A 22,081-nucleotide genomic window follows, 5' to 3' on the forward strand; every position below is an offset into this window, starting at 1 on the left:
GGCTTCGGGCGCGGCGTCGGGATGCTGATGCTGCGCCTGGCGCCGGTGTCAGGGTTTCCGCGAGTCTATCGCGCTGCGACCACCCCGAAGCCCGTTGGTTTCACGAAGGCAGGCGCCCCCGGCGAATCAGGCGAACGCGGGACAACAGGCACGCGCGCACAGCACAGCCTGAACCCGCGCGAACGCCTGTGCTGGCGTAGCGCGCTGGCGTGGGGGTCAGCGACCGGTGCCGGCGTGGACCGTGGCCTCCGCGTCGCCGTCGAGACCGTAGGCGGTGTGCACGGTGCGGGCGGCCTCGGTGAGGTCGGTGTCGCGGAGCACGACCGAGATGCGGATCTCCGACGTGGAGATCATCTCGATGTTGATGCCGCCGGCGGACAGCGCCTCGAACAGGGTCGCCGAGACACCGGAATGCGTGCGCATCCCCGCGCCGACCACGGACAGCTTGCCGATCTGGTCGTCGTGGATGAGGTTCTGGAAGCCGACCTCGGTCTGCTCGCCGGCGAGCGCCTTGAGCGCGGCAGCGGCGTCGGCCTTCGGGACCGTGAAGGAGATGTCCGTGCGCCCCGTGGCCGAGACGTTCTGCACGATCATGTCGACGTTGGCGCCGGACTTCGCGACGATCTTGAAGATCTCGGCGGCCTTGCCCGGGACGTCGGGCACCCCGGCGACGGTGATCTTGGCCTGGCTGAAGTCGGTGGCGACGCCGGCGACGATCGGTTCTTCCATGACTGCTCCCTCGGCTTCGCGAGGGTTCTTCATGCCCTCGCCCAGAACGTATGTACCCTCGGCCGACGAGAACGTCGACCGGGCGTGGATGAGGACGCCGTGCCGGCGGGCGTACTCCACGGCACGGATGTACAGGACCTTGGCGCCGTTGGCGGCGAGCTCCAGCATCTCCTCGCTGGAGACGTGGTCGAGCTTCTGCGCCTTCGGGATCACGCGCGGGTCGGCGGTGAAGATGCCGTCCACATCGCTGTAGATCTCGCAGACGTCGGCCGACAGCGCGGCCGCCAGCGCGACGGCCGTCGTGTCCGACCCGCCCCGGCCGAGCGTGGTGATGTCGCGGGTGTCGCGATTGAACCCCTGGAAGCCGGCGACGATGACGATCGCGCCCTCGTCGAGGGCTTCGCGGAGCCGCACGGGTGTGACGTCGACGATGCGCGCCGCCCCGTGCTGCGAGTCGGTGATCATGCCGGCCTGGCTGCCGGTGAACGACCGCGCCTCGAAGCCCATGGAGTGGATCGCCATCGCCAGCAGCGCCATCGAGATCCGCTCGCCGCTGGAGAGGAGCATGTCGAGCTCGCGCGGGGCGGGGATCGGCGCGACCTCGTTCGCGAGGTCCAGCAGCTCATCGGTCGTGTCGCCCATGGCGCTCACGGCGACGACGACGTCGTGACCGGCGCGACGGGTGTCGACGATGCGCTTGGCGACGCGCTTGATGCTCTCTGCGTCGGCGACGGACGAGCCGCCGTACTTCTGCACGATGAGGGCCACGTTCACTCCCTGGGATGTCGGGCGGATCCGCCCACGGTCATTCTACGATCGGCGCGCATGCCGCCCCGCGCATGTGACGGCTCAGGCGGGGGCGGGCGGAACGGGCGTCATCGGGCGCAGCCGCCCTCCGGTGGCGGCGAACCAGCACCCGATGATGATCAGCGGGAATCCGAGGAGGAGTCCCGGGGTGAGGGGTTCGGCGAGCACGATGGCCCCGAGCACGATCGCCACGACCGGGTTCACGTAGGTGAACAGCGGTGCCCTGACCGGTCCGACCTCGCGGATCAGCGCGAAGAAGGCCAGGAACGCCAATGCCGTGCAGATGACGGCGAGAGCGAGCAGCGCGCCGATCGATGGGAGCGTCGGCACTTCGTGCTGTGTGAGCAGACCGATCGGGAGATAGAAGATGCCGATCATCAGCAGGGACAGCGTGATCGTGCCGAGCGAGGGCACGTCGTTCAGCTTGCGCGCCACGATGAACGGCGCGATCGCGTACAGCACCGCGACGAGCAGCACCTCCCCGGCCGCGAGCAGGCTCACCTCTCCCCCGAAGAGCCCCGGCCCCGCCACGACGATGGCCACACCGATGAAGCCGACCAGAAGACCGATGCCGCGGGCGGGACGCAGCACGCCGCGGTCGCCGCCGCCCAGCGCGATGAGGGCGGCGAACAGCGGCACCGTGGCCACGAGGAGTCCGGTCATGCCGGAGGGCAGCGTCATCTCGGCATGCCCGAGGAGGAGGAACGGTCCGGCCATCTCCACAGCCCCGAAGGCCAGCACCCACGGCCAGTGCCGCAGCGCCGCACGGAGGGCGCCGCTGCGCAGGGCGAACGGCAGCAGGAGGAGCGCGGCGATCAGTGTCCGTCCGGCGACGATCGCCGGCGGGGAGATCGAATCCACCGCCACGCTGATGAAGAGGTAGGGCACGCCCCAGAGCAGGGCCATGACCCCGAAGAGCAGCCAGCCCCGGCGGGAGAAGCCGGACTGCGGGGTCACAGCACGCGCCGGCCCTCGAAGGCCCGGCCGAGCGTCACCTCGTCCGCGTACTCGAGGTCGCCGCCGACCGGGAGGCCCGAGGCGAGCCGCGAGACCGTGATCTGCATCGTCGTCAGGAGCCGGCTCAGGTAGCTCGCCGTCGCCTCCCCCTCCAGATTGGGGTTCGTGGCGATGATGACCTCCTGCACGGTGCCGTCGGCGAGCCGCGTCATGAGCTGGGCGATCCGGAGGTCGTCCGGCCCGATGCCCGCGATGGGGCTGATCGCGCCGCCGAGCACGTGGTACAGGCCGCGGAACTCCCGCGTGCGCTCGATCGCCGCGACGTCCTTCGCGTCCTCGACCACGCAGATCAGCGCCTGGTTGCGGCGGGGGTCGCGACAGATCGCGCAGCGTTCCTGCTCCGCGACGTTGCCGCAGATCTCGCAGAAGCGGACCCGGATGCGGATCTCGGTCAGCAGCTCGGCGAGACGGGCGACGTCGAACGTCGGCGTCTGCAAGATGTGGAACGCGATGCGCTGCGCCGATTTCGGGCCGATCCCGGGAAGGCGGCCGAACTCGTCGATCAGCTCTTGGACGATGCCGTCGTACATCAGGAGAACCTCGTGGGGGGCTCGTAGGGCTCTTCGCGAAGGAACGTCGCGCCGAGCACCTGGCGGATCACGGCCTCTCCGTAGCGCTGCACGCCGCCGGCGGCGGGGGTGCGCTCGACGACGACCGGTGGAGCGGCCGCGGGGGTCGTACGGGCGGCCGCCTGCGGGGCCGCCGCCGGAGTCGCACGTGGGGAGGGAGGGCGGTCGTACGGAGCCGGGGGCTCGTAGGCCGGATCGTACGGCGGCTCCTCGTCGAACGCGGGAGCGTCGTCGTCGCCGGGCAGCGGCGGCTCATCGCGATCGATCCTGCCGTCGGTCGGCGGGGTCGGGGCGGCGGAGGCGGCCTCGACCTCCTCCGGCTCCTCGTCGACGGCGAGGGGCGCGGCGGGCGCGGCGGCTGCTGTCGTCGGGATGGGTGCGACCGCCCACTCCGTCACGGGGGCGGCGGCGGCGCGGGTCTGCGGGCGGGAGGGACGCACTGACGCAGGCTCCGATGCGGGAGCGGTGTCGGCCGGGGCGCTGGACGCCGAGGAGGCGGGCTGCCGCGGCGCACCGCCGGACGGCATCGGGGCCGGCAGGTACTTGACCCGCACCCCGACCTCCTGCTCGATGGCCGTGCGGAGGTGGTCGGACGGTCCGGAGCCCGGCGTGGTCCCCTTGAACTTCGCGACGTCGTGCTGACTCGTGAATCCGAGGGTCAGCACCTCGGACTCGCCGTCGTAGGCCAGCGGCTGCACGGCGGTGGCGAGCAGCCAGGACGTGCGGCTGATGCCTTCGAGGCGCTTCAGCACGGCGGGCCAGGCGTCGCTGACACGGTCGAACGTGACGGGGGCGGACGGCGCGGCGGACGACTTTGGGGCCGGAGCGGGCGCAGGTTCCGGGGAGGGCTCGGGCTCTGCGGCCGGCGCAGGAGCGGAGGCCGCCGGCGCAGGAGCGGAGGCCGCCGGCGCAGGAGCGGACGGGGCCGGCGCGGACGCGGACGGGGCCGGTGCGGACGAGGTCGCTGCCGATGCCGTGGGCGTCGCCGTCTCGGGCGCCGACGCGGTCTCGGGCTCGGGCGGGACAGCCGCCGAGGGCGGGGCGGACACCGGCGGGATCACCGGCGGATGCGTCGTCGCCGGCGGGTGCAGCGCGCCCGACGCCGAGGAGCCGGACAGGGCCGAGCCACCGGGAGCGGCAGCGAGCACACGGGCGACCATGAGCTCGAGGTGAAGTCGCGGTGACGTGGCGCCGGACATGTCGTCGAGCGCCGCGCTGACCACGTCGGCCGTGCGGGAGAGCCGCGCGGCGCCGAAGGACTCGGCCTGGCGGCGCATCCGGTCGAGCTCGTCCTCGGCGATGCCGCGGAGCACGGCGGAGGCGCCGGAGCCGACGGCAGCGATGACGATGAGGTCGCGCAGGCGCTCCAGGAGGTCGTCGACGAAGCGCCGCGGGTCCTGTCCGGTCTGCACCACGCGGTCGATGGCCGGGAAGGCGGTCGCGGCGTCGCCCGCGGCCAGCGCATCGACGATCTCGTCGAGGAGCGCCCCGTGGGTGTACCCGAGCAGCGCCACCGCCCGCGCGTAGCCGACCGTGACAGTCTCGGAGCCGGCCGGGGCATCCGATCCCGCGATCAGCTGATCCAGCAGCGACAGCGTGTCGCGGGGAGAGCCTCCCCCGGCGCGGACGACGAGCGGCAGCACACCCTGTTCGACGATGACGCCCTCTTCCGCACACAGCTTCTCGACGTACTCGAGCATCGCGGCGGGCGGCACCAGCCGGAACGGGTAGTGATGCGTGCGCGAGCGGATCGTGCCCAGCACCTTCTCGGGCTCCGTCGTGGCGAAGATGAACTTGACGTGCGGCGGGGGCTCCTCCACCAGCTTCAGCAGCGCGTTGAAGCCCTGCGGGGTGACCATGTGTGCCTCGTCGAGGATGAAGATCTTGAAGCGGTCACGGCTCGGGGCGAAGGTCGCCCGCTCGCGGAGGTCGCGGGCGTCGTCGACGCCGTTGTGGCTCGCCGCGTCGATCTCGACGACGTCGAGCGATCCGCCACCGGCCCTGGACAGCTCGACGCAGCTCGGGCACGTCCCGCAGGGGGTGTCGGTCGGCCCTTCCGCGCAGTTGAGGCAACGGGCGAGGATCCGCGCCGAGGTGGTCTTGCCGCAGCCGCGAGGACCGGAGAACAGATAGGCGTGACCCACACGGTCGCCGCGCAGCGCGGTCATGAGCGGATCGGTCACCTGAGACTGCCCGATCATCTCGCCGAACGTCTCGGGTCGGTAGCGGCGGTAGAGGGCTGTGGTCACCCCTCCAGCCTACGGCGTGCCACCGACGTTGCTCCCCTCTCACTCGACCCGGCCCCTTTCACGCGAGCCACCCCCTTGCGGACGTCCGCAAAGGGGTGGGGCACACGCAAAGGGGTGGGTCGGCGGTCAGTCGATCGTCTCGATGACGGGGATCGCGCTCGTGATCACCGGAACCGAGGCGGAGAGCCGCGTGCCGTCGTCGCGGCGGGCGTCGGCGAACTCCTGCAGGGTCGGGCGTCCGGGGATCACTGGTCCCTGGTTCGCGAGCGGGACGATGACCTCGTCCTCCAGGGTCGCGATGTACGCGTTGTCGCGCACGCTGAACGGCACCGGAGGGCCGCTGCGCACCTCGACGCGCAGCTCGTGCCGCGTGACGGTCACCTGCATCGCCGTCCCCTGCCACTGCAGCGGGAACGACAGCGACGGCCAGGACTCGGGCAGCCGCGGGTCGAAGCTGAGGTCGCCTCCGTAGTCGCGCATGCCGCCGAAGCCGCAGACGAGGGCCGTCCACACGCCACCGGCCGAGGCCACGTGCACGCCGTCCGCCGCGTTGTGGTGCAGGTCGTGCAGATCGACGAACAGCGACTGCTCGAAGTACTTCTGCGCGAGGTCCTGATAGCCCACCTCGGCCGCGAGGATCGACTGCACGACCGCCGACAGGGTCGAGTCACCCGTCGTCAGCGGGTCGTAGTAGTCGAAGTCGGCCTTCTTCTCCTCGGGCGAGAAGTGATTGCCCTGCAGGAACAGCGCCAGCACGACATCGGCCTGCTTGAGCACCTGGAAGCGGTAGATCACGAGCGGGTGGAAGTGCAGCAGCAGCGGGCGCTGGTCGGCAGGGGTGTTCGCGAGGTCCCAGACCTCCCGCTCCAGGAACAGCGAGTCCTGCGGGTGGATGCCGAGGCTCTCGCTGTACGGGATGTACATCGCCTCCGCAGCCCGCTCCCAGGACTCCGCCTCACCGGAGCCGAGGCCCGTGCGCTCGACGAGGGCCGCGTAGTCCTCGGGGTAGCTGTCGCGGATCTCCCGCACGACCTTGGCCGCGTACCGGAGGTTGTATCGCGCCATGACGTTCGTGTACAGGTTGTCGTTCACGACGGTCGTGTACTCGTCCGGGCCGGTGACGCCGTGGATGTGGAACGTCTGGAGGCCGTCGCCGGCGCCGGACTGCTCGACGAGCCGCGACCCCCGCCAGAAACCGAGGGTGGCCCAGAGCCGCGCGGTCTCGATCGCGACGTCTGCACCCTCGCGGCGCAGGAAGGCCTCGTCCCCGGTCGCCCGCACGTACTTGCCCAGCGCGAAGCTGATGTCCGCGTTGATGTGGTACTGCGCGGTGCCGGCGGCGTAGTACGCCGACGCCTCCTCGCCGTTGATCGTGCGCCACGGGAACAGCGCTCCGGCCTCGTTGAGCTGGGCGGCCCGGCGGCGCGCCGCGGGGAGCATCTTCACCCTGGCTCGCAGCGCGTTGTAGGCCCACCGCGGCGTCGTGTAGGTGAGGAACGGGAGCACGTAGATCTCGGTGTCCCAGAAGTAGTGGCCGCTGTAGCCGGAGCCGGTCAGCCCCTTCGCGGGGACACCGGCGCCGTCCGCCCTGGCCGAGGCCTGCGCGAGCTGGAACAGGCACCACCGCGTGGCCTGCTGCAGGTCGTCGCGCCCGCCGATCTGCACGTCGCTGCGCTCCCAGAACGCGTCGAGCCACTCGCGCTGACGACGGAACACCGTCTCCACGCCCTCGTCCGCTGCCCGGTCGAGCGAGCGACGGCAGCGGTCGACGAGCTCCCGCGGGGGCACCCCGCGGGACGAGTGGTAGCTGACGAGCTTGGTGATCGTGATGGGGACGCCGGCCTTCGCCTGGACGCGGAAGACGTTCTTGGCGATGTCCGGCTCGATGAGCGTGCGGACGTTGTAGTCGTTCTCCGTCTCGATGATGTGATCGGCGACGACGGCGACGGTCATCCCGGACGCGGCGACCCGATACGACAGCGCGGAGCGCAGCCCGTCCTGCCAGTGCTCCGCCGGCTCCAGCACGCGGTCCGCGATGCGCTCGGCCTTGCGCGGGTCGAAGGCGGCGCCCTTGGTCGTCATCGGGGAGCCGGCGTAGACGCCCGCCCCGTCCTGACGGTTGAGCAGCTGGCAGCTGATCGTGACGGGGGCGTTGGCGTTCTCGACGACGACCTCGAGCCGCAGCACGGCGAGGTGGCGCTCCTCGAAGCTCACGAGACGCTGATCCCGCATGCGCACCCGCTTGCCGGACGGGGTCTCCCAGACCACGCGCCGTTCCAGCACGCCCGTGCGCATGTCGAGCGTGCGGGCGTACTCGCGCACGTCCGCGTCGTCGAGGGAGATCGGCTCGTCGTCGACGTAGAGGCGCATCACCTTGGCGTCGGGGGCGTTGACGATCGTCTGGCCGACCTCGGCGAAGCCGTAGGCCTGCTCGGCGTGCCGGATCGGCCACGTCTCGTGCAGGCCGTTGATGAAGGTGCCGTGCTCCTGCGCGCCGCGCCCCTCGATGTGGTTGCCCCGGAGCCCGAGGTAGCCGTTGCCGACCGAGAACAGCGTCTCGCCGACACCCTCCTCCGAGTAGCGCGTCTCGATGAGACGCCACGGGTCGACGGGGAAGCGGTCGCGGTCGATCATGCGGTCTCCGGGGTGTCGGTGCGGGCGGCGGGAAGCAGGACGCCGAGGTCGTCGACGACGTGGGTCGCGCCGGCGGCGCGGAGTGCGTCGGCGCCGGCGCCGCGGTCGACGCCGATGACGACGGCGTAGCCGGCGGCGGCGGCCGATTCGGCACCGGAGGTGGCGTCCTCGACGGCGATGCTGCGGGCCGGGTCGACGCCGAGGGCCGTGGCGCCGGCGGCGAACATGTCGGCCGCGGGCTTGGAGGCGAGGTGCTCGCGCTCGGCGACGACGCCGTCGATCACGACGCGGAAGAAGGACCGGATGCCGGCGGCCGCCAGCACCTCTTCGGCGTTCTTGGAGCTGGAGACGACGCCGAGCGGGATCCCCGCGGCGTGCAGCGCCTCGACGACGGCGAGGGAGCCGGGGAACGGAGCGATGCCCTGGCTGCGGAGGGACGTCGCGAACGCGGCGTTCTTGCGGTTGCCGATCCCGCAGATGGTCTCGGCGGACGGGTCGTCGTCCACGGATCCCCAGGGCACCTCGACGTTGCGGCTGCGCAGCAGGCTCGCGACGCCGTCGTAGCGCTTCTTGCCGTCGACGTAGGCGAAGTAGTCCTCGTCGGTGTACGGCGGCGTGATGTCCCAGCGGGCGAAGACGTCATCGAAGACCGCCTTCCAGGCGCGCATGTGCACCTCGGCGGTCGGCGTGAGGACGCCGTCGAGGTCGAACAGCACACCGTCGGCGTGGAACAGGTCGGGCAGCGCGTCTGGCACAGAGCCTCCAGGAGAAGGACGAGGGTCGGGTCGGCACCTCTCCGTGCCACTGTGCAAGCGTAATGGCGGTGGCGCGCGCGGGGTAACCCCGGACCGCGATCAGAGCAGTTCGGCCGTCTGCCTGGCGATCTGGAGCTCCTCGTCGGTGGGGACGACGAGGACCGTCACGGCCGAGGCGTCCGTCGAGATGACGCGGACGCCGCGCTCCTTCGCCTCGTTGCGGGCGGGATCGATCTCGATCCCCGCGAAGCCGAGCGTCGCCATCGCCGCCGCCCGCACGGGCGCCGCATTCTCACCGACGCCGGCGGTGAAGGACACGACGTCGACCCCGCCGAGCTGGGCGATGTAGGCGCCGGCATAGGCCCGCAGGCGGTGGACGTACACGTCGAAGGCGAGCGTGGCGGCCTCCTCCCCCGCGGCGACGCCGGCGAGGATGTCGCGCATGTCGCTGCGTCCGGCGAGTCCCGCCAGCCCGCTGCGGGTGTTCAGCAGCGCGTCGAGGTCGTCGATGGTGTAGCCGGCGCGACGGGACAGATGCACGAGAGCGGCCGGGTCGATGTCACCCGACCGCGTGCCCATGACGAGGCCCTCGAGCGGCGTGAGGCCCATCGAGGTCTCGACCGAGCGACCCCCGTCGATCGCGGTGACCGAGGCGCCGTTGCCGAGGTGGAACACGAGCTGCCGGAGGGTCCGGAGGTCGCGCCCGAGGAACCGTGCGGCGGTCTCGCTGACGTACTGGTGGCTCGTGCCGTGGAATCCGTACCGGCGGACCCGGTGCTCGGCGGCGAGCGCCGCATCGATCGCGTAGGTGTAGGCCGCCGGCGGCAGCGTCTGGTGGAACGCGGTGTCGAACACCGCCACGTGCGGGACGCTGTCGAACACGGCGCGGGCCGCCCGGATGCCGGCGAGGTTCGCCGGATTGTGCAGCGGCGCGAGCACGGCGAGCTCGTCGATCTGCCGCTCGACGTCGGCGTCGATCAGGGTCGGCGCGTAGAAGCGCGCACCGCCGTGCACGACCCGATGTCCGACCGCGACCGGCGGATGCGCGTCGAGGGAGGGGCCGTGCGCGGCGAACTGCGCGCGCATGACCTCGAAGGCCGCGGCGTGGTCGGGGATGGCCTGTTCGTCGCGGTACGTGGCGTCGAGCATCGTCGCCGACGGTCCGTCACCCGGCTCCGGGCGCACGGTGTGGGCGACGGGGCTGGAGTCCTGGCCGATGCGCTCGATGAGCCCACTGGCGAGCTCGTCCTCGTGCGCCGTGTCGATGAGGCTGTACTTCAGCGAGGACGACCCGCTGTTGATGACGAGGATCGCGCTCACGCCTTCTCCCCCGCTCGTTCGGCGCCCTGGGCCTGGATCGCCGTGATGGCCACCGTGTTCACGATGTCGTCGACGAGCGCGCCGCGGGACAGGTCGTTGATCGGTTTGTTGAGCCCCTGCAGCACCGGACCGATGGCCACGGCGCCGGCGGAGCGCTGCACCGCCTTGTAGGTGTTGTTGCCGGTGTTGAGATCCGGGAAGACGAACACGGTCGCGCGCCCCGCCACGGCCGAGTCCGGCAGCTTGGCCTTGGCGACCGCCGCGTCGGCGGCGGCGTCGTACTGGATCGGACCCTCCACGAGGAGTTCGGGAGCGCGCTCGCGCACGAGCGCCGTCGCCGCCCTGACCTTGTCGACGTCGGCCCCGGACCCGGACTCGCCGGTGGAGTACGACAGCATCGCCACGCGGGGGTCGATGCCGAACTGCCGGGCGGTGGTGGCGGACGAGATCGCGATGTCGGCGAGCTGCTCGGCCGTGGGATCGGGGATGACCGCGCAGTCGCCGTACACGAGCACGCGGTCGGCGAGGGCCATGAGGAACACGCTGGAGACGACGTTCACCCCCGGCTTCGTCTTGATGATCTCGAAGGACGGCCGGATCGTGTGCGCCGTGGTGTGCGCGGCACCGGAGACCATGCCGTCGGCGAGCCCGAGATGCACCATCATCGTCCCGAAGTAGGAGACGTCGGTGACGGTGTCGGCGGCCTGCGCGAGCGTGATCCCCTTGTGGGCGCGCAGCCGCGCGTACTCGGCGGCGAAGCGCTCAACGAGGGCCGGGTCGGTGGGACTCAGCACCTGCGCGCCGGCGATGTCGAGGCCGAGTTCCGTCGCCCGCGCGCGGATCGCGCCGTCGTCGCCGAGGATCGTCAGCTCCGCCACCTCGCGGGACAGCAGCGCCGCCGCCGCCCGGAGGATGCGGTCGTCGTCGCCCTCGGGGAGGACGATGTGGCGGCGGTCGGACCGCGCGCGTTCCATCAGGCCGTACTGGAACATGAGCGGCGTGACGACGTGCGCCTCCGCGAGCCCGAGCTGCTCGGTGAGCTCGGCCACGTCGATGTGCGCCTGGAAGAGTCCGAGCGCCCGGTCGTAGCGACCGCGCGAGTCGGCGGAGATGCGTCCGCGGGTGCCCATCACCCGCACCGCCGTGTCGTAGGTGCCGAGGTCGGTGGTGATGATCGGCACCGAGGAGGCGAACCCGTCGAGCAGCTGGAGGATCGGGTCCGGCAGCGGGAACGGCCCGTTGAGGATGATCCCGGCGATCCGCGGGAACGTGCCGGAGGAGTCGGCGAGAAGGGCGGCGAGCAGCACCTCGGTGCGGTCTGCGGGGATCACGACCACGGCCTCGTCGGTGAGGCGCGGCAGGACGTTCACCATCGACATGCCGGCCACGACGATCGACAGCGCGACCGCGGTCAGACGATCCTCGTCGCCCTTGAGCAGCGTCCCGTCGACCGCGGAGACGATGCCGCGGATGGACGGCGCGACGAGCGCGCGGTCCTCGGGGAGCGCCCAGACCGGGGTGCCCTCGGGGAGGACCGCCCGCACCGCGTCGACGATGGCGTCGAGCCCGTCGGGGTCGGCCCTGTTCACGGCCACCGCGAACAGCTCCGCGCGCTCCTCGGCCAGTTCCGGCAGCGCCAGGGCGGCGATCTGGCCGACGGCGGCGGCCTCCCGCGCCGTGGTCGTGCCGAGCTGCTCGGCCTGCCGCTGCTGGTCGCGTCCGCTCAGCACGAGCAGGACGGGGGCGCCGAGGTTCGCCGCGATCCGGGCGTTGAAGCCGAGCTCGGCGGGGCTCGCGACGTCGGTGTAGTCGCTGCCGACGATGACTACGGCGTCGCACTGCGCCTCGACGGCCTTGAAGCGCGCGACGATGGTCGACAGCGCGCCCTCGGGATCGGCGCGCACGTCGTCGTAGGTGACGCCGATGCAGTCCTCGTACTCGAGCTGGACGCCGTCGTGGGCGAGCAGCAGCTCGAGGATCTCGTCGCGCTCGGCGACCGCGCGGGCGATCGGGCGGAACACGCCCACGCGCGGCGACACGCGCATCAGCGCATCGAGCACCCCGAGGGCGATCGTCGACTTCCCGGTGTGGCCTTCGGCCGAGGTGATGTAGATGCTCCGCGACACGGCTCCAGCTTAGGCGGGCACCCCGACACCGCACCCCGCCGCTGCCGTGACAAACGCGCGCGTCACTCGCACGGGCCGGACAGCACGTCGACGACGGCGGCCGCATCCTCCTGGTACCGCGCGTAGTAGTCCCGGTCCGTGTTCACCTGCACCCGGTGGATGGCGTGCGACGGCGCCATCGACCGCCAGTCGGGGACCCGCGCCAGGCGCTCGAAGAACAACCGGGCCGCGGTGGCGGGATCCATCCGCTGCTCCGCGCTCCCCCACCAGTCCTGCTGCTGGAAGAGGCCGATGCTCGTCGTGCGCGATCCATCCGGATTGGTCCAGCCGCGCGTCTCCCAGTCCCCGTAGTCGATGTTGCGCAGGCTGCTCTCCCCCATCGCGGTCATGACGCCGAGGATCTGGCCGTCCCGCGCGAACCCGAGCTCGTCGGCGGTGCGGATGATGGTCGCGGCGTTCTCGAGCTGTTCGCCGCTCCACCCGGCGACGCCCGCCTGGGGGAAGGTCGACGGCCGGTCGAGGCAGACCGGCGCCGGATCCCTCGCCAGCCCCAGCGGGATGAGCACGAGCAGCACCGCCCCCGCGGCCACCACCGCGGCGGACACGGCGACGCGCCGCAGGATCCGCTTCCGCTGTGCGCGCCGGGCGGCCCGACGGCGGGCCTCGCGGCGTCGGCGGTTGGCGGCCTCGCGCGACGCGGCGGGCCGCCGAGTCGACGTGGTCCGCGTCCCCGTCGTCCTGCTCGTGCGCCGAGCCGTCATCGTCCGACGGCGCGGCGCTGGTCGGGACGCCGTCCGGCGAGCGCGGCTGCACCGCCCCCGATGGCACCGAACAGATGACCCTGCCAGGACACGCCGTCCGCGACGCCGAACACCCCGGCCAGCATGGTGCCGCCGTACAGGCCGACCACGACGACCGCGATCACCGCGTAGAGGATGCGGTGCGACACGCGCCCGGGGGCGAACACCCGCATCACCACGTAGCCGAAGTACCCGAACACGAGCCCGGAGGCGCCCACGGTCAGCGTTCCGGGGGCGTTCACGAGCCAGGTCCCGAGCCCGCCGACGACCGCGACGATCACGGTGACGGCCCAGAACCGGCGCGTGCCCTCGACCGCGACCAGGCAGCCGAGCACGAGGAACGGCACGGAGTTCGCGATCAGATGCGCCCAGCTCGCGTGCAGCAGCGGGGCGAAGACGATCCCCAGGAGTCCCGCAGGGTCCCACGAGCGGATGCCGAGGCCGCTGAAGGAGCCCGGCAGCACGGCGTCCGCGAACTGCACGGCCCACATCGCCGCGAGCAGGAGCACGGGCGAGGCGAATCGCCGCAGCGGATGCTCGGGCCTGGCCGGCGGAGGAACGGTCACCGCTCGATTCTCGCAGGAGCACCCGGGGGCCGGCTGGACGCGGGCAAAAGAAAAGACCCTCCGCGCACCCAGCAGAGCCCGGTTACCCTTGCTGCGTTTCCGCCCTGGGGGATTTGGCCTGGATGCCGCCACGCGGAGAGCCGTCGTCCACTCTACCCGACGCCGACCGTCGCGATGACACACCCCGCTCGTCGAGAGACTGTGCAGGTCAGGGATCCATCGATGCGCGGACGGAGACGACGGACGGTTCCTCATCTGCTCGTTCGGAGAACCAGTCGACCAACTCCGACGGGCACTCGACGTCCGCGACCTGGACATCGAAGCTCCCCGGCACGCCCGACAACTCGGCGCACCCATAGACGCTTGCCGAATATCCGGCCAGGCCGGACGGGATCGAGACGTTGATGGGGAAGAACACACAGGCTGTGATCGTGTCGCCGGCACGCTGCAAGCAGTACATGGTGTTCGCTGCCCGAGCATCTGGCAGTTCCTCGAGCCCGGACAAGAGTTCGAATGTGGAAACCTCCGCGTAGTGTTCGGGGGCGGGATCGCTGCCGGTGGGGGTCGACTCCACCGCCGTGCTCATCGCAGCCACTGCGGCCCCCACATCGTTTCCGAGACGCTCTTCGGCGATTCCGCCTGTATCAGGTCCACATGCGGTGAGCATCACGGCCATCGAGAGAACCATGCACGCCTGAGCCGCCCGCGTCCTCCTCACCACTGCAGCACACCTGTCCCTGTTTGACCCGACCCCGAGCGACTGTTCACCATCCGAGCACTCAATGCATACCACCCTGCTCGACGGCGCGGTACCGGATCTGGGGCTGACCGCCGGCCCGCTGTCTGCGGGATACCGGGCAGCCCGGCATGGTCCCGTGGGCCGTGCGGAGCGTACGATCGATGCACGCGCATCGTTGCGCCGGACGAGAGGGAACGCATGCCAGAGAACGCCCCCCTGAGCCCGGTCGCGATCGACGCCGACGGATTCGCCGCCCAGACCGCGGCCATCCTCGGCTCGATCAGCCAGGTGATCGACGGGAAGCCCGAGGCCGTGCGCAGCGCCCTCGTCTGCCTTCTCGCCGAAGGCCATCTGCTCATCGAGGACGTGCCCGGCGTCGGGAAGACGATGCTGGCGCGCGCCCTCGCCGCGACCGTCGACGCCACCGTCCGGCGCATCCAGTTCACCCCTGACCTCCTGCCCGGCGACGTCACGGGGGTCTCGGTCTACAACCCCGTCGATCGCGAGTTCGAGTTCAAGCGCGGCGCCGTCTTCGCCCACATCGTCATCGCCGACGAGATCAACCGTTCCTCCCCCAAGACCCAGTCCGCACTCCTGGAGGCCATGGAGGAGGGACAGGTCACGGTCGACGGCTCCACGCATCGGCTGCCCGACCCGTTCCTCGTCGTCGCCACGCAGAACCCGCTGGAGATGGAGGGCACCTACGCGCTCCCCGAGGCGCAGCGCGACCGGTTCATGATGCGCATCTCGATGGGTTACCCCGACCCCGCGGCCGAGGCCCTCATGCTGCGGCAGCGTGACGTCGTGAACCCGCTGGCGACCGTGACCCCGGTCGCGGACGCCACCGCGATCTCGCAGCTCATCGCCTGGGCCCGGGCCGTGCACGTGGCGCCCGCGCTCGAGGAGTACGCCGTCGCCCTCGCCCAGGCGACGCGGAACGACCCCAGCCTGCACCTCGGCGCCAGCCCGCGGGCCACGTTGCAGCTCGTCCGCGCCGCGAAGGTCTGGGCCGCACTGGACGGCCGCGACTACGTCATCCCGGATGACATCACGGACCTGCTGATCCCCGTGTTCGCCCATCGGCTGCTCCCGGCCCGCGGCGCGCATCGAGCGGGCGCCCAGCCGGTCGAGGCGGCGCTCACCCAGATCGCGGAGCGCGTGCGCGTGCCCGTCGCGACCCGTTCCTGAGGACACTGCCATGCGCCGTCGTCGACTGCTCACGCCGCGCGGCACCGGTGCGCTCATCGCCGCCCTCGCATGCGTGATCGCGGCCAACGTCCTCGGCGCGCGGATCCTGCTGTACCTCGGGGTGCTGCTGGCCGCGCTCACGCTGTTCGCCGCTCTCGCCGTACGCCTCCCGCGGCGCTCCGGGACGGTCAGTCGGCAGATCTCGACCGACCTGCTCACGGTGTCCGAGACCTCGCGGGTCACGGTCCGCTTCACGTTGCGCGCCCTCCGGGTCCCGCACGGGCTGTGGCACGACGTCCTTCCCACCGCGGTCACCGGAGACTCGAGCGGCGAATACCCCGCGGACACACCCCAGCTCAGCTACCTCGTCACGGGCGTGCGCCGCGGCGTCTGGCCCCTGGGGCCCCTCGTGCTGCGGACGGTCGATCCGTTCGGTCTCGCCCAGCGCGAGCAGGCGTTCGGCGACACGCGCACCGTCACGGTCGTCCCGGAGGTCTTCGCGCTCACCCCGCTCGCCGTGCGGATCGGCGCCGCGGGCGGGACGGCGCACACCTCGTCCACCCGCCTCGGCCAGGGCAGCGACAACCTCTCGCCCCGTGGATACGCCCCCGGCGACTCGATGCGTCGCATCCACTGGAGGGCCACGGCACACCGCGGCGAGCTCATGGTCCGGCAGGAGGAAGAGGAATCGAGCCCGGACGCGGTCGTCGTGCTCGACCGCGCCGCCGGCGGCTGGGTGCCGGGCACCGATGTCGTCGACCCGGCGTTCGAGGCCGCCGTCTCCCTGTGCGCATCCGCCGCCGTCCACCTGGCAGCGGAGGGGTACAGCGTCGACGTCCTGGACAGCGCCGGCACGCTCCTCGGCGCGCTCCGCGGACACGAGGACGACCGGGACGGACTCCTCGTCGCCCTGGCGATGGTGACGCCGCGCGGTGAGAGACGCGATCTCGTCGCCCTCCTGGGAGGGACTCCGCCGGGCCCGCTCGTCTACGTGACCGGACGGCTGGACGAGGAGGACGCCGCGCTGCTGCGCCCGGCCGGGGCTGCGGCGCCGCTGCTGTTCAGCACGGATCCGCTTCCGGGAGCGGAGGACGCCGCCCGCCACCACGGCTGGACGGTGACGCGGCTCGGCATCGACGTGGCGGACGCCTGGGACGACGCGCTGTCGGCACGGACGGGAGCCACCGATGTTCCGCGCTGAGCGCCCGCAGCCCGCTCCCGTCCCCGCTGGCACGAGCGCACGCTGGCACCGCGACAGGGAGGAGCCGCCGCCCGGTGTGCTCGCGCCGGCGGCCCTCGCCGGGCTCGCCGCACTCACGGCGCTGTGGCCGTTCACCGCCGTCATCGTCCCGGGGACCTGGTCCTTCGTCGCGACCGTGGTCATCATCGCGGTCGTGGGGGTCGGCGCGCTCGTGCGTCACCTCCTGCGCAGGCGCTCGGAGGGCATCGCCGGGCTGCTCGCCCTCCTGGGGCAGATCATCGTGGCGGTCGGCGTGCTCACGCTGCTCCTCGCGGGGGACACCGCGGCCGTCGGGGTCGTCCCGACGGCCGCGACCCTGAGCCGGTTCCAGGTCCTGGCTGCGGCGGCAGCGGAGGAGATCGTCTTCGGCTCCGCCCCGCTGGAGGCCACTCCGGGGCTCGCAGCGGCCCTCGGCGCGGGCTTCGCGGTCGTCGCGATCCTGCTCGATCTCCTCATCGTGAACCGATCCGCCGTGCTCGCGACCGTGCTGATGGGCGTCACCGGCGCGGTGCCCATGATCATCACCCTGGGTGCCCCGAACCTGGGGTGGTTCGCCGCGGCGGCTGTCGTGGGCCTCCTCGTGTTCCGCTTCACCGCCCGCCGCCATCCGGAGTCGCCGCGCCGATCGTCGCCAGGGGTCGCGGTCGCCGTGGGCGCCGCCGCCCTCGCGACCACCTTCGTCGTGACGCCGCTGCTCCCGGTCGGCTCGACCATCACGGGCACCGGGGCCGGCGTGACGGTCGATGCCTCGCTGCGGCTGGGCGACGATCTGCGGCAGCCGAGCCCCGTCGAAGTGCTGACCGTGGCCGCGAAGGCGGACGCCGCCCCGTACCTCCGTCTCACGACGCTCTCCCGGTTCGACGGCCGCGTGTGGCAGCCCGATCGCGGCGACCTGCAGTCTCAGGTCGACGGCTTCGGCGAACCGGAGTGGGGAGACGACATCACCACCGCCGAGCAGACGACCTCGATCCGAGTGCTGCGCATGTCGAGTTCCTGGCTGCCGCTGCCGTATCCCGCCACCGACGTGCAGGGACTCAGCGCTGCATGGCGCGTCTCGCCCGAGAACCGCACCCTGTTCTCCCGCCGTGCCGATGCGGTCGGCAACGATTACACCGTGACCTCGCTCCGAGTGACACCGACCCTGGAGCAGATCCGCGCGGCGGAGGCCGCTCCGCCCGTCGAGGACGCGGAGCGCGAGGACGTCGAGCTGCCCGGAATCATCTCCGAGTTGGCGTCAGAGGTCACCGCGGACGAGGAGTCCGACTACGACCGTCTGGTCGCGCTGCAGAACTGGTTCCGGTCGGAGTTCGAGTACTCGCTGGAGACGCCCGTCGACGAGGGGTTCGACGGAACCGGCGCTGACGCGGTGGCCCGTTTCCTCGAAGAGCGGTCCGGGTACTGCGTGCACTTCGCAGGCTCCTTCGCCCTCATGGCCGAAAGCCTGGGCATGCAGGTGCGCATCGTGGTGGGGTACCTCCCCGGGTCGCCTACCGATGAGAAGCGCGGAGACGAGTCGATCTTCTCGGTGTCGAGCGACCAGCTGCATTCCTGGCCCGAGGTGCTGTTCCCGGGGATCGGCTGGGTACCGTTCGAGCCGACCGCCTCCCTCGGCGTGCCCACGGCCTTCCGTGCAGGGATCACCGGAGGGGGGACCGGCGGCAGCCCGACCACCCCGGCACCGACCACGGCACCTCAGACCGAGGAGACGTCGGGCCCGGAGGTCGACCGGAGGGACGCGGATGCCGGCTCGACGGACTCCGGGGAGCTGAGACGGCTCGACCCGACGCCCGTGCTCCTCGCCGCGCTCGGAGTCGTGGCCCTCCTTCTGCTTCCGGCGGCCGTCCGGATCGTCGAGCGGCGCGTCCGCATGCGCCGTGCGGCGCGAGGCGACGCGGCCGCCGCCTGGGCGGAACTGCGGGACACCCTCCTCGACCTCCGGATCGCGGTCTCGGATGCGGACAGTCCTCGGATGCGGGCCGCCGGGCTCGTCCGGGAGGCGGGGGCGGACGAGGAGGCGCTGGGGCGGCTCATCACGGCCGTGGAGCGGGCCAACTACGCTCGCTCGTCCGCGGCGGAGGACGATCTCGCGGCGCCCCTGCGGTCCGTGCTCGTCAGCCTCCGCGCGCATGTCGACGGCACGACGCGAGCCCGAGCCGTGCTGCTGCCGCGGTCGCTCTACGCCCCGCGGGGGTCCGACTCGCGGCTCCTGATCTGACGCTCGGCCGCCGGACGCTCAGGTCTGCGACGGAGCAGCCGTCGCATGCGCCGGGCACGTGACGGCCTCGCAGTCCGCGCAGACCACGAACTGCATCCGGCAGGAGAGGTCGGGGCAGTTCGCGGTGCGTTTGGTCGCCGCACCACACCCTGCACACACGCCGATGACGCGCGCGTGATCCGAGAAGTCGACGGACCCGCGCCCGTCGAAGACGTAGAGCGATCCGTCCCAGAGGCCGTCGTCGCCGTACGTCTCGCCGTAGCGGACGATGCCGCCCTCGAGCTGGTAGACCTCGCCGAAGCCGCGGGACACCATGAGGCTCGACAGCACCTCACAGCGGATGCCCCCGGTGCAGTAGGTGACGACGGGCTTGCCCTTCAGGTCGTCGTACACGCCGGAGTCGAGCAGACGCACGAAGTCCCTGGTGGTCTCGGTGTCCGGCACGACGGCGCCGCGGAAGCGTCCGATCTCAGCCTCCAGCGCGTTCCGGCCGTCGAAGAACACGACCTCGTCCCCGCGCTCGGCGACCAGGGCGTGCAGCTGGTCGGGGGTGAGCCGCGCGCCTCCGCCGACGACGCCGTCCGCGTCGACGCGGAGCTCGTCCGGGGCGCCGAACGACACGATCTCGTCGCGCACCTTCACGCTCAGCTTCGGGAAATCGAGGCTGCGGCCCGCCTCGTCGAGTCCGGTGCCCTCGCTCCATTTGATGTCGGTGTCCCGGAAGGGGGCGTAGGAGCGGAACGAACGCGCCCACTTCTTCAGAGCCGGGAGGTCCCCGCCCAGAGTGCCGTTGACGCCGTGCGCCGAGATCAGCAGCCGTCCGCGCAGCCCCAGCGCCTCGCCGAGGTCACGCTGCCAGACGCGGATGGCCTCCGGGTCGGCGAGCGGGGTGAACGCGTAGAAGAGGACGATCTTGGGGGTGGCCACCCAGGAATCCTACGTCGCCTCCTGAAGCGCTACGACACGTCCCTCCGCAGGAAGACGATCGCCCCTGCGCCGCCCGCGAGCAGGACCCATCCTGCCGCGAAGGGCACGGCCGCGGGCCCGAGGCGTCGATCCGCCGGGATGCCGATGACGGACACGTCGAACTGGAAGGCGCCGAGCAGGGCCGGGAGAGGCAGGTATGCGGCGCCTGCGCTCCAGAACAGCGCGACGAGCATCCCGAACCCCATCGTGAGCGCGGCGGCGAAGAGCGCCGCGAGATGCGCCTGCACGACGATGCCGACGCCCAGCCCCCACAGCGCCGCGGCCGCACCGAGGGCGATAGCCGACGCGACGGCCGACGCGTTCACGGGCACGCCGCCCATGGTGACGAGCAGCGCCGTGCGACCGCCGACCACCGCGGCGCCCGCGACGACCGCGCCGCCCAGCGCCGCGGCGGGCACCCGGGCGACGAGCAGCGCCCATCGGGACTCCAGCATCAGCCGCTGCGCGACGACGCCGTCCCGCCGGTCGATCGTGTAGCGGAAGGAGCCGTAGACGGCCGCGAGGATGCCGGCGTAGGTCGCGAGCACGGCGTCGAAGGGGGCGACGAGCTCCTCCCGGGCCGCCGACGGGGCCTCGGCGAGCTCCGCCGGGATGCTCATCGCCAGGGAGAGGGACAGCAGGAAGGCCGCCAGCGCGACCCCGAGGAGGACGACGTCCCCGGCCGCGCCCCGCGCCTGTGCCCGCAGCGCTCGACCGATCACGCGACGCTCCGCCGTCCCCGGACGGCGGCGAGCGCGACGAGGCCGACCGCCCATGCCGTCCCGATGGCGAGGGCGGGCGCGAAGGCGAGCAGTCGGCCCTGGTACTCCGGCACGCTCAGCGCCGCGATGGCCATACCGGGAGAGAACCGCGCGATCTCGGGCGCGGTCCGCAGCATCGCGAACTCCAGCGCCATCGGGAAGACGAGGACGATGATCGCCGTCGCGTAGTAGTTCCGGGTGATCCAGCCGATCGCGCCGCCGATGAGGGCACCGAGGACCACACCGCCCAGAGCCCCCACGACGATGCGCCCTGCCTCCGCCGTGAACACGAGGCTGAGCCCGTGCCGGGCGAGGAAGACGGAGATGCCGAGCGTCCACAGCAGGATGACGGCCACGGCCAGCGTGAGGGCGATGAAGACGCCCGCGACCAGCTTCCCCGGGAAGGCGCGGCGGAACCCGACCGCCGTGAGCGTCCGGTCCATGGAGCCGTAGTAGTACTCCCGCGTCACCGGGTACGCGCCGACGAACGCCGCCGAGATGACCGACCACGCGAGCGGCTCCAGCAGCCGGGCCGTCGCCGTGCCCGCGTCGAGGCCGTCCACCGCGAGACGGGAGCCGTCGGAGAAGAGCACGAAGGCCGGCATGAGGACCGCGACGAGGTACACGGCCAGGATCGACAACCCGCTCACCGCGCGCAGCAGTTCGCCGCGGATCACGCCGCTCATGCGGGGGCTCCTTCGACGAGGTCGAAGTACCGGCTCTCGAGCGAGTCGGCCCCGCCCGTGACGAGGTCGTCCAGCCTCCCGGCGAAGAGCGCGCGCCGTTTGATGACGACCACCTCGTCCACGACCTGCTCGAGCTCGGAGAGCTGATGACTGGAGACGAGCACCGTGCCGCCGCGTTCGGCGAAGCCGCGGAGGAACCGGCGCAGCCACCGGATGCCGTCGGGGTCCAGACCGTTGGCAGGCTCGTCGAGGATGAGCGTCCGCGGCGCACCGATCAATGCCGCGGCCAGGCCCAGCCGCTGCGCCATGCCCGTCGAGTAGGTCTTCACACGACGGCGCGCATCGGCGGCGAGGCCCACCTCGTCCAGCACCTCGTCGACGCGGTCGCGGGGCATCCCGGCGGCGAGCCGGCAGATCTCCAGGTGGCGTCGCCCCGAGATGCCGGGCTCGAAGCCGAACCCGTCCATGTGGACGCCGACGTGCGCCGCCGGGTTGTCCAGCGTCCCGAACGGCGCCCCGTCGATGACGGCCTCGCCGCTGGTCGGCCGCACGAGTCCGACGATCGCCCGCAGCGTCGTCGACTTCCCCGCGCCGTTCGGGCCGAGAAGCCCGACGATCGCCCCGCGGGGCACCGCGAACGACAGGTCTTCGACGGCGGTGCGGCGTCCGAACCTCTTCGTGAGGCCACGTACCTCGATGGCGTGCTGATTCATG

At 71.9% G+C, this 22,081-nt stretch carries 18 protein-coding genes and 1 other RNA gene; 3 read left to right on the forward strand and 16 right to left on the reverse strand.

All coding sequences use genetic code 11. The features are described from left to right. Positions 1–216: 216 nt before the first annotated feature. The 12 genes from BLU02_RS06050 to BLU02_RS06105 form a co-directional block, all read right to left on the reverse strand. A complete protein-coding gene (locus tag BLU02_RS06050) occupies positions 217–1,497 on the reverse strand; it encodes an aspartate kinase (RefSeq protein WP_025104257.1) in 1,281 nt (426 codons plus the stop codon). Between the two features lie 81 nt (positions 1,498–1,578). Further along, a complete protein-coding gene (locus BLU02_RS06055) occupies positions 1,579–2,493 on the reverse strand; it encodes a DMT family transporter (protein ID WP_060921884.1) in 915 nt (304 codons plus the stop codon). Next, complete coding sequence (gene recR, locus BLU02_RS06060) at positions 2,490–3,083, reverse strand: recombination mediator RecR (RefSeq protein ID WP_025104255.1); 594 nt, start codon at positions 3,081–3,083, stop codon at positions 2,490–2,492. The genes BLU02_RS06055 and recR overlap by 4 nt, the downstream gene beginning before the upstream one ends. Then, positions 3,083–5,371: a DNA polymerase III subunit gamma and tau gene (locus BLU02_RS06065; protein WP_083370906.1), complete on the reverse strand. Its 2,289-nt coding sequence runs from the start codon at positions 5,369–5,371 to the stop codon at positions 3,083–3,085. Before BLU02_RS06065 ends, recR begins: the two co-directional genes overlap by 1 nt. Before the next feature lie 126 nt (positions 5,372–5,497). After that, positions 5,498–8,005, reverse strand: coding sequence for a glycoside hydrolase family 65 protein (locus BLU02_RS06070; RefSeq protein WP_060923292.1), 2,508 nt, complete (start codon positions 8,003–8,005; stop codon positions 5,498–5,500). Beyond that, complete coding sequence (locus BLU02_RS06075) at positions 8,002–8,760, reverse strand: beta-phosphoglucomutase family hydrolase (RefSeq protein ID WP_060923291.1); 759 nt, start codon at positions 8,758–8,760, stop codon at positions 8,002–8,004. Before BLU02_RS06075 ends, BLU02_RS06070 begins: the two co-directional genes overlap by 4 nt. A gap of 99 nt (positions 8,761–8,859) precedes the next feature. Continuing rightward, positions 8,860–10,080: an acetate/propionate family kinase gene (locus tag BLU02_RS06080; RefSeq protein WP_060923290.1), complete on the reverse strand. Its 1,221-nt coding sequence runs from the start codon at positions 10,078–10,080 to the stop codon at positions 8,860–8,862. Then, the gene (pta, locus tag BLU02_RS06085; protein WP_060923289.1) at positions 10,077–12,206 is read right to left on the reverse strand and encodes a phosphate acetyltransferase; all 2,130 of its coding nucleotides are present in this window, start codon (positions 12,204–12,206) and stop codon (positions 10,077–10,079) included. Before pta ends, BLU02_RS06080 begins: the two co-directional genes overlap by 4 nt. A 62-nt stretch (positions 12,207–12,268) precedes the next feature. Beyond that, positions 12,269–12,967 carry a hypothetical protein gene (locus tag BLU02_RS06090; RefSeq protein WP_157547021.1) on the reverse strand — a complete coding sequence of 233 codons (699 nt, stop codon included), beginning with the start codon at positions 12,965–12,967 and terminating at the stop codon, positions 12,269–12,271. Beyond that, positions 12,964–13,572: a rhomboid family intramembrane serine protease gene (locus BLU02_RS06095; protein ID WP_060922551.1), complete on the reverse strand. Its 609-nt coding sequence runs from the start codon at positions 13,570–13,572 to the stop codon at positions 12,964–12,966. The genes BLU02_RS06090 and BLU02_RS06095 overlap by 4 nt, the downstream gene beginning before the upstream one ends. A 48-nt stretch (positions 13,573–13,620) precedes the next feature. Continuing rightward, an RNA gene (gene ffs / locus BLU02_RS06100) (signal recognition particle sRNA small type) lies at positions 13,621–13,717 on the reverse strand. Positions 13,718–13,780: 63 nt separating this feature from the next. Then, positions 13,781–14,248, reverse strand: a complete 468-nt coding sequence (locus BLU02_RS06105) for a hypothetical protein (RefSeq protein WP_157547022.1) — start codon at positions 14,246–14,248, stop codon at positions 13,781–13,783. A 261-nt stretch (positions 14,249–14,509) separates the two neighbouring features. Here BLU02_RS06105 and BLU02_RS06110 point away from each other — a divergent pair, with 261 nt between their 5' ends. Genes BLU02_RS06110 through BLU02_RS06120 form a run of 3 tightly spaced genes read left to right on the forward strand, consistent with a single transcriptional unit; the run spans position 14,510 to position 18,954 of the window. Continuing rightward, complete coding sequence (locus BLU02_RS06110) at positions 14,510–15,499, forward strand: AAA family ATPase (protein ID WP_060922553.1); 990 nt, start codon at positions 14,510–14,512, stop codon at positions 15,497–15,499. 10 nt (positions 15,500–15,509) lie between these two features. After that, entirely contained in the window at positions 15,510–16,700 is a 1,191-nt protein-coding gene (locus BLU02_RS06115) for a DUF58 domain-containing protein (RefSeq protein ID WP_060922554.1), read from the forward strand. After that, the gene (locus BLU02_RS06120; protein WP_060922555.1) at positions 16,687–18,954 is read left to right on the forward strand and encodes a transglutaminase TgpA family protein; all 2,268 of its coding nucleotides are present in this window, start codon (positions 16,687–16,689) and stop codon (positions 18,952–18,954) included. The genes BLU02_RS06115 and BLU02_RS06120 overlap by 14 nt, the downstream gene beginning before the upstream one ends. Before the next feature lie 18 nt (positions 18,955–18,972). Here BLU02_RS06120 and trhO read toward each other — a convergent pair whose 3' ends face one another. From trhO to BLU02_RS06140, 4 genes are read right to left on the reverse strand one after another with little or no spacing between them, the layout of a single operon-like run. Then, on the reverse strand, positions 18,973–19,881 hold the full coding sequence (trhO, locus tag BLU02_RS06125) for an oxygen-dependent tRNA uridine(34) hydroxylase TrhO (protein ID WP_060922556.1): 909 nt from the start codon (positions 19,879–19,881) through the stop codon (positions 18,973–18,975). A gap of 29 nt (positions 19,882–19,910) precedes the next feature. After that, positions 19,911–20,642 (reverse strand): hypothetical protein, encoded by a 732-nt coding sequence (locus BLU02_RS06130; protein ID WP_083370907.1) that lies wholly within the window; start codon positions 20,640–20,642, stop codon positions 19,911–19,913. Continuing rightward, positions 20,639–21,367, reverse strand: coding sequence for a hypothetical protein (locus BLU02_RS06135; protein ID WP_060922557.1), 729 nt, complete (start codon positions 21,365–21,367; stop codon positions 20,639–20,641). The genes BLU02_RS06130 and BLU02_RS06135 overlap by 4 nt, the downstream gene beginning before the upstream one ends. Continuing rightward, positions 21,364–22,080: an ATP-binding cassette domain-containing protein gene (locus tag BLU02_RS06140; RefSeq protein WP_060922565.1), complete on the reverse strand. Its 717-nt coding sequence runs from the start codon at positions 22,078–22,080 to the stop codon at positions 21,364–21,366. The genes BLU02_RS06135 and BLU02_RS06140 overlap by 4 nt, the downstream gene beginning before the upstream one ends. Between the last annotated feature and the right edge of the window lies 1 nt (position 22,081).

Source organism: Microbacterium paraoxydans (assembly GCF_900105335.1).
Lineage (GTDB): Bacteria > Actinomycetota > Actinomycetes > Actinomycetales > Microbacteriaceae > Microbacterium > Microbacterium paraoxydans.

What these genes read in the sequence shown, in the direction of transcription:
- BLU02_RS06105 (WP_157547022.1), bottom strand. Translation starts at nt 14,248, where the DNA reads ATGGCCGTGATGCTCACCGCATGTGGACCTGATACAGGCGGAATCGCC.
- BLU02_RS06140 (WP_060922565.1), bottom strand. Translation starts at nt 22,080, where the DNA reads ATGAATCAGCACGCCATCGAGGTACGTGGCCTCACGAAGAGGTTCGGA.
- BLU02_RS06070 (WP_060923292.1), bottom strand. Translation starts at nt 8,005, where the DNA reads ATGATCGACCGCGACCGCTTCCCCGTCGACCCGTGGCGTCTCATCGAG.
- BLU02_RS06090 (WP_157547021.1), bottom strand. Translation starts at nt 12,967, where the DNA reads ATGACGGCTCGGCGCACGAGCAGGACGACGGGGACGCGGACCACGTCG.
- BLU02_RS06135 (WP_060922557.1), bottom strand. Translation starts at nt 21,367, where the DNA reads ATGAGCGGCGTGATCCGCGGCGAACTGCTGCGCGCGGTGAGCGGGTTG.
- BLU02_RS06115 (WP_060922554.1), top strand. Translation starts at nt 15,510, where the DNA reads ATGCGCCGTCGTCGACTGCTCACGCCGCGCGGCACCGGTGCGCTCATC.
- BLU02_RS06110 (WP_060922553.1), top strand. Translation starts at nt 14,510, where the DNA reads ATGCCAGAGAACGCCCCCCTGAGCCCGGTCGCGATCGACGCCGACGGA.
- recR (WP_025104255.1), bottom strand. Translation starts at nt 3,083, where the DNA reads ATGTACGACGGCATCGTCCAAGAGCTGATCGACGAGTTCGGCCGCCTT.
- BLU02_RS06120 (WP_060922555.1), top strand. Translation starts at nt 16,687, where the DNA reads ATGTTCCGCGCTGAGCGCCCGCAGCCCGCTCCCGTCCCCGCTGGCACG.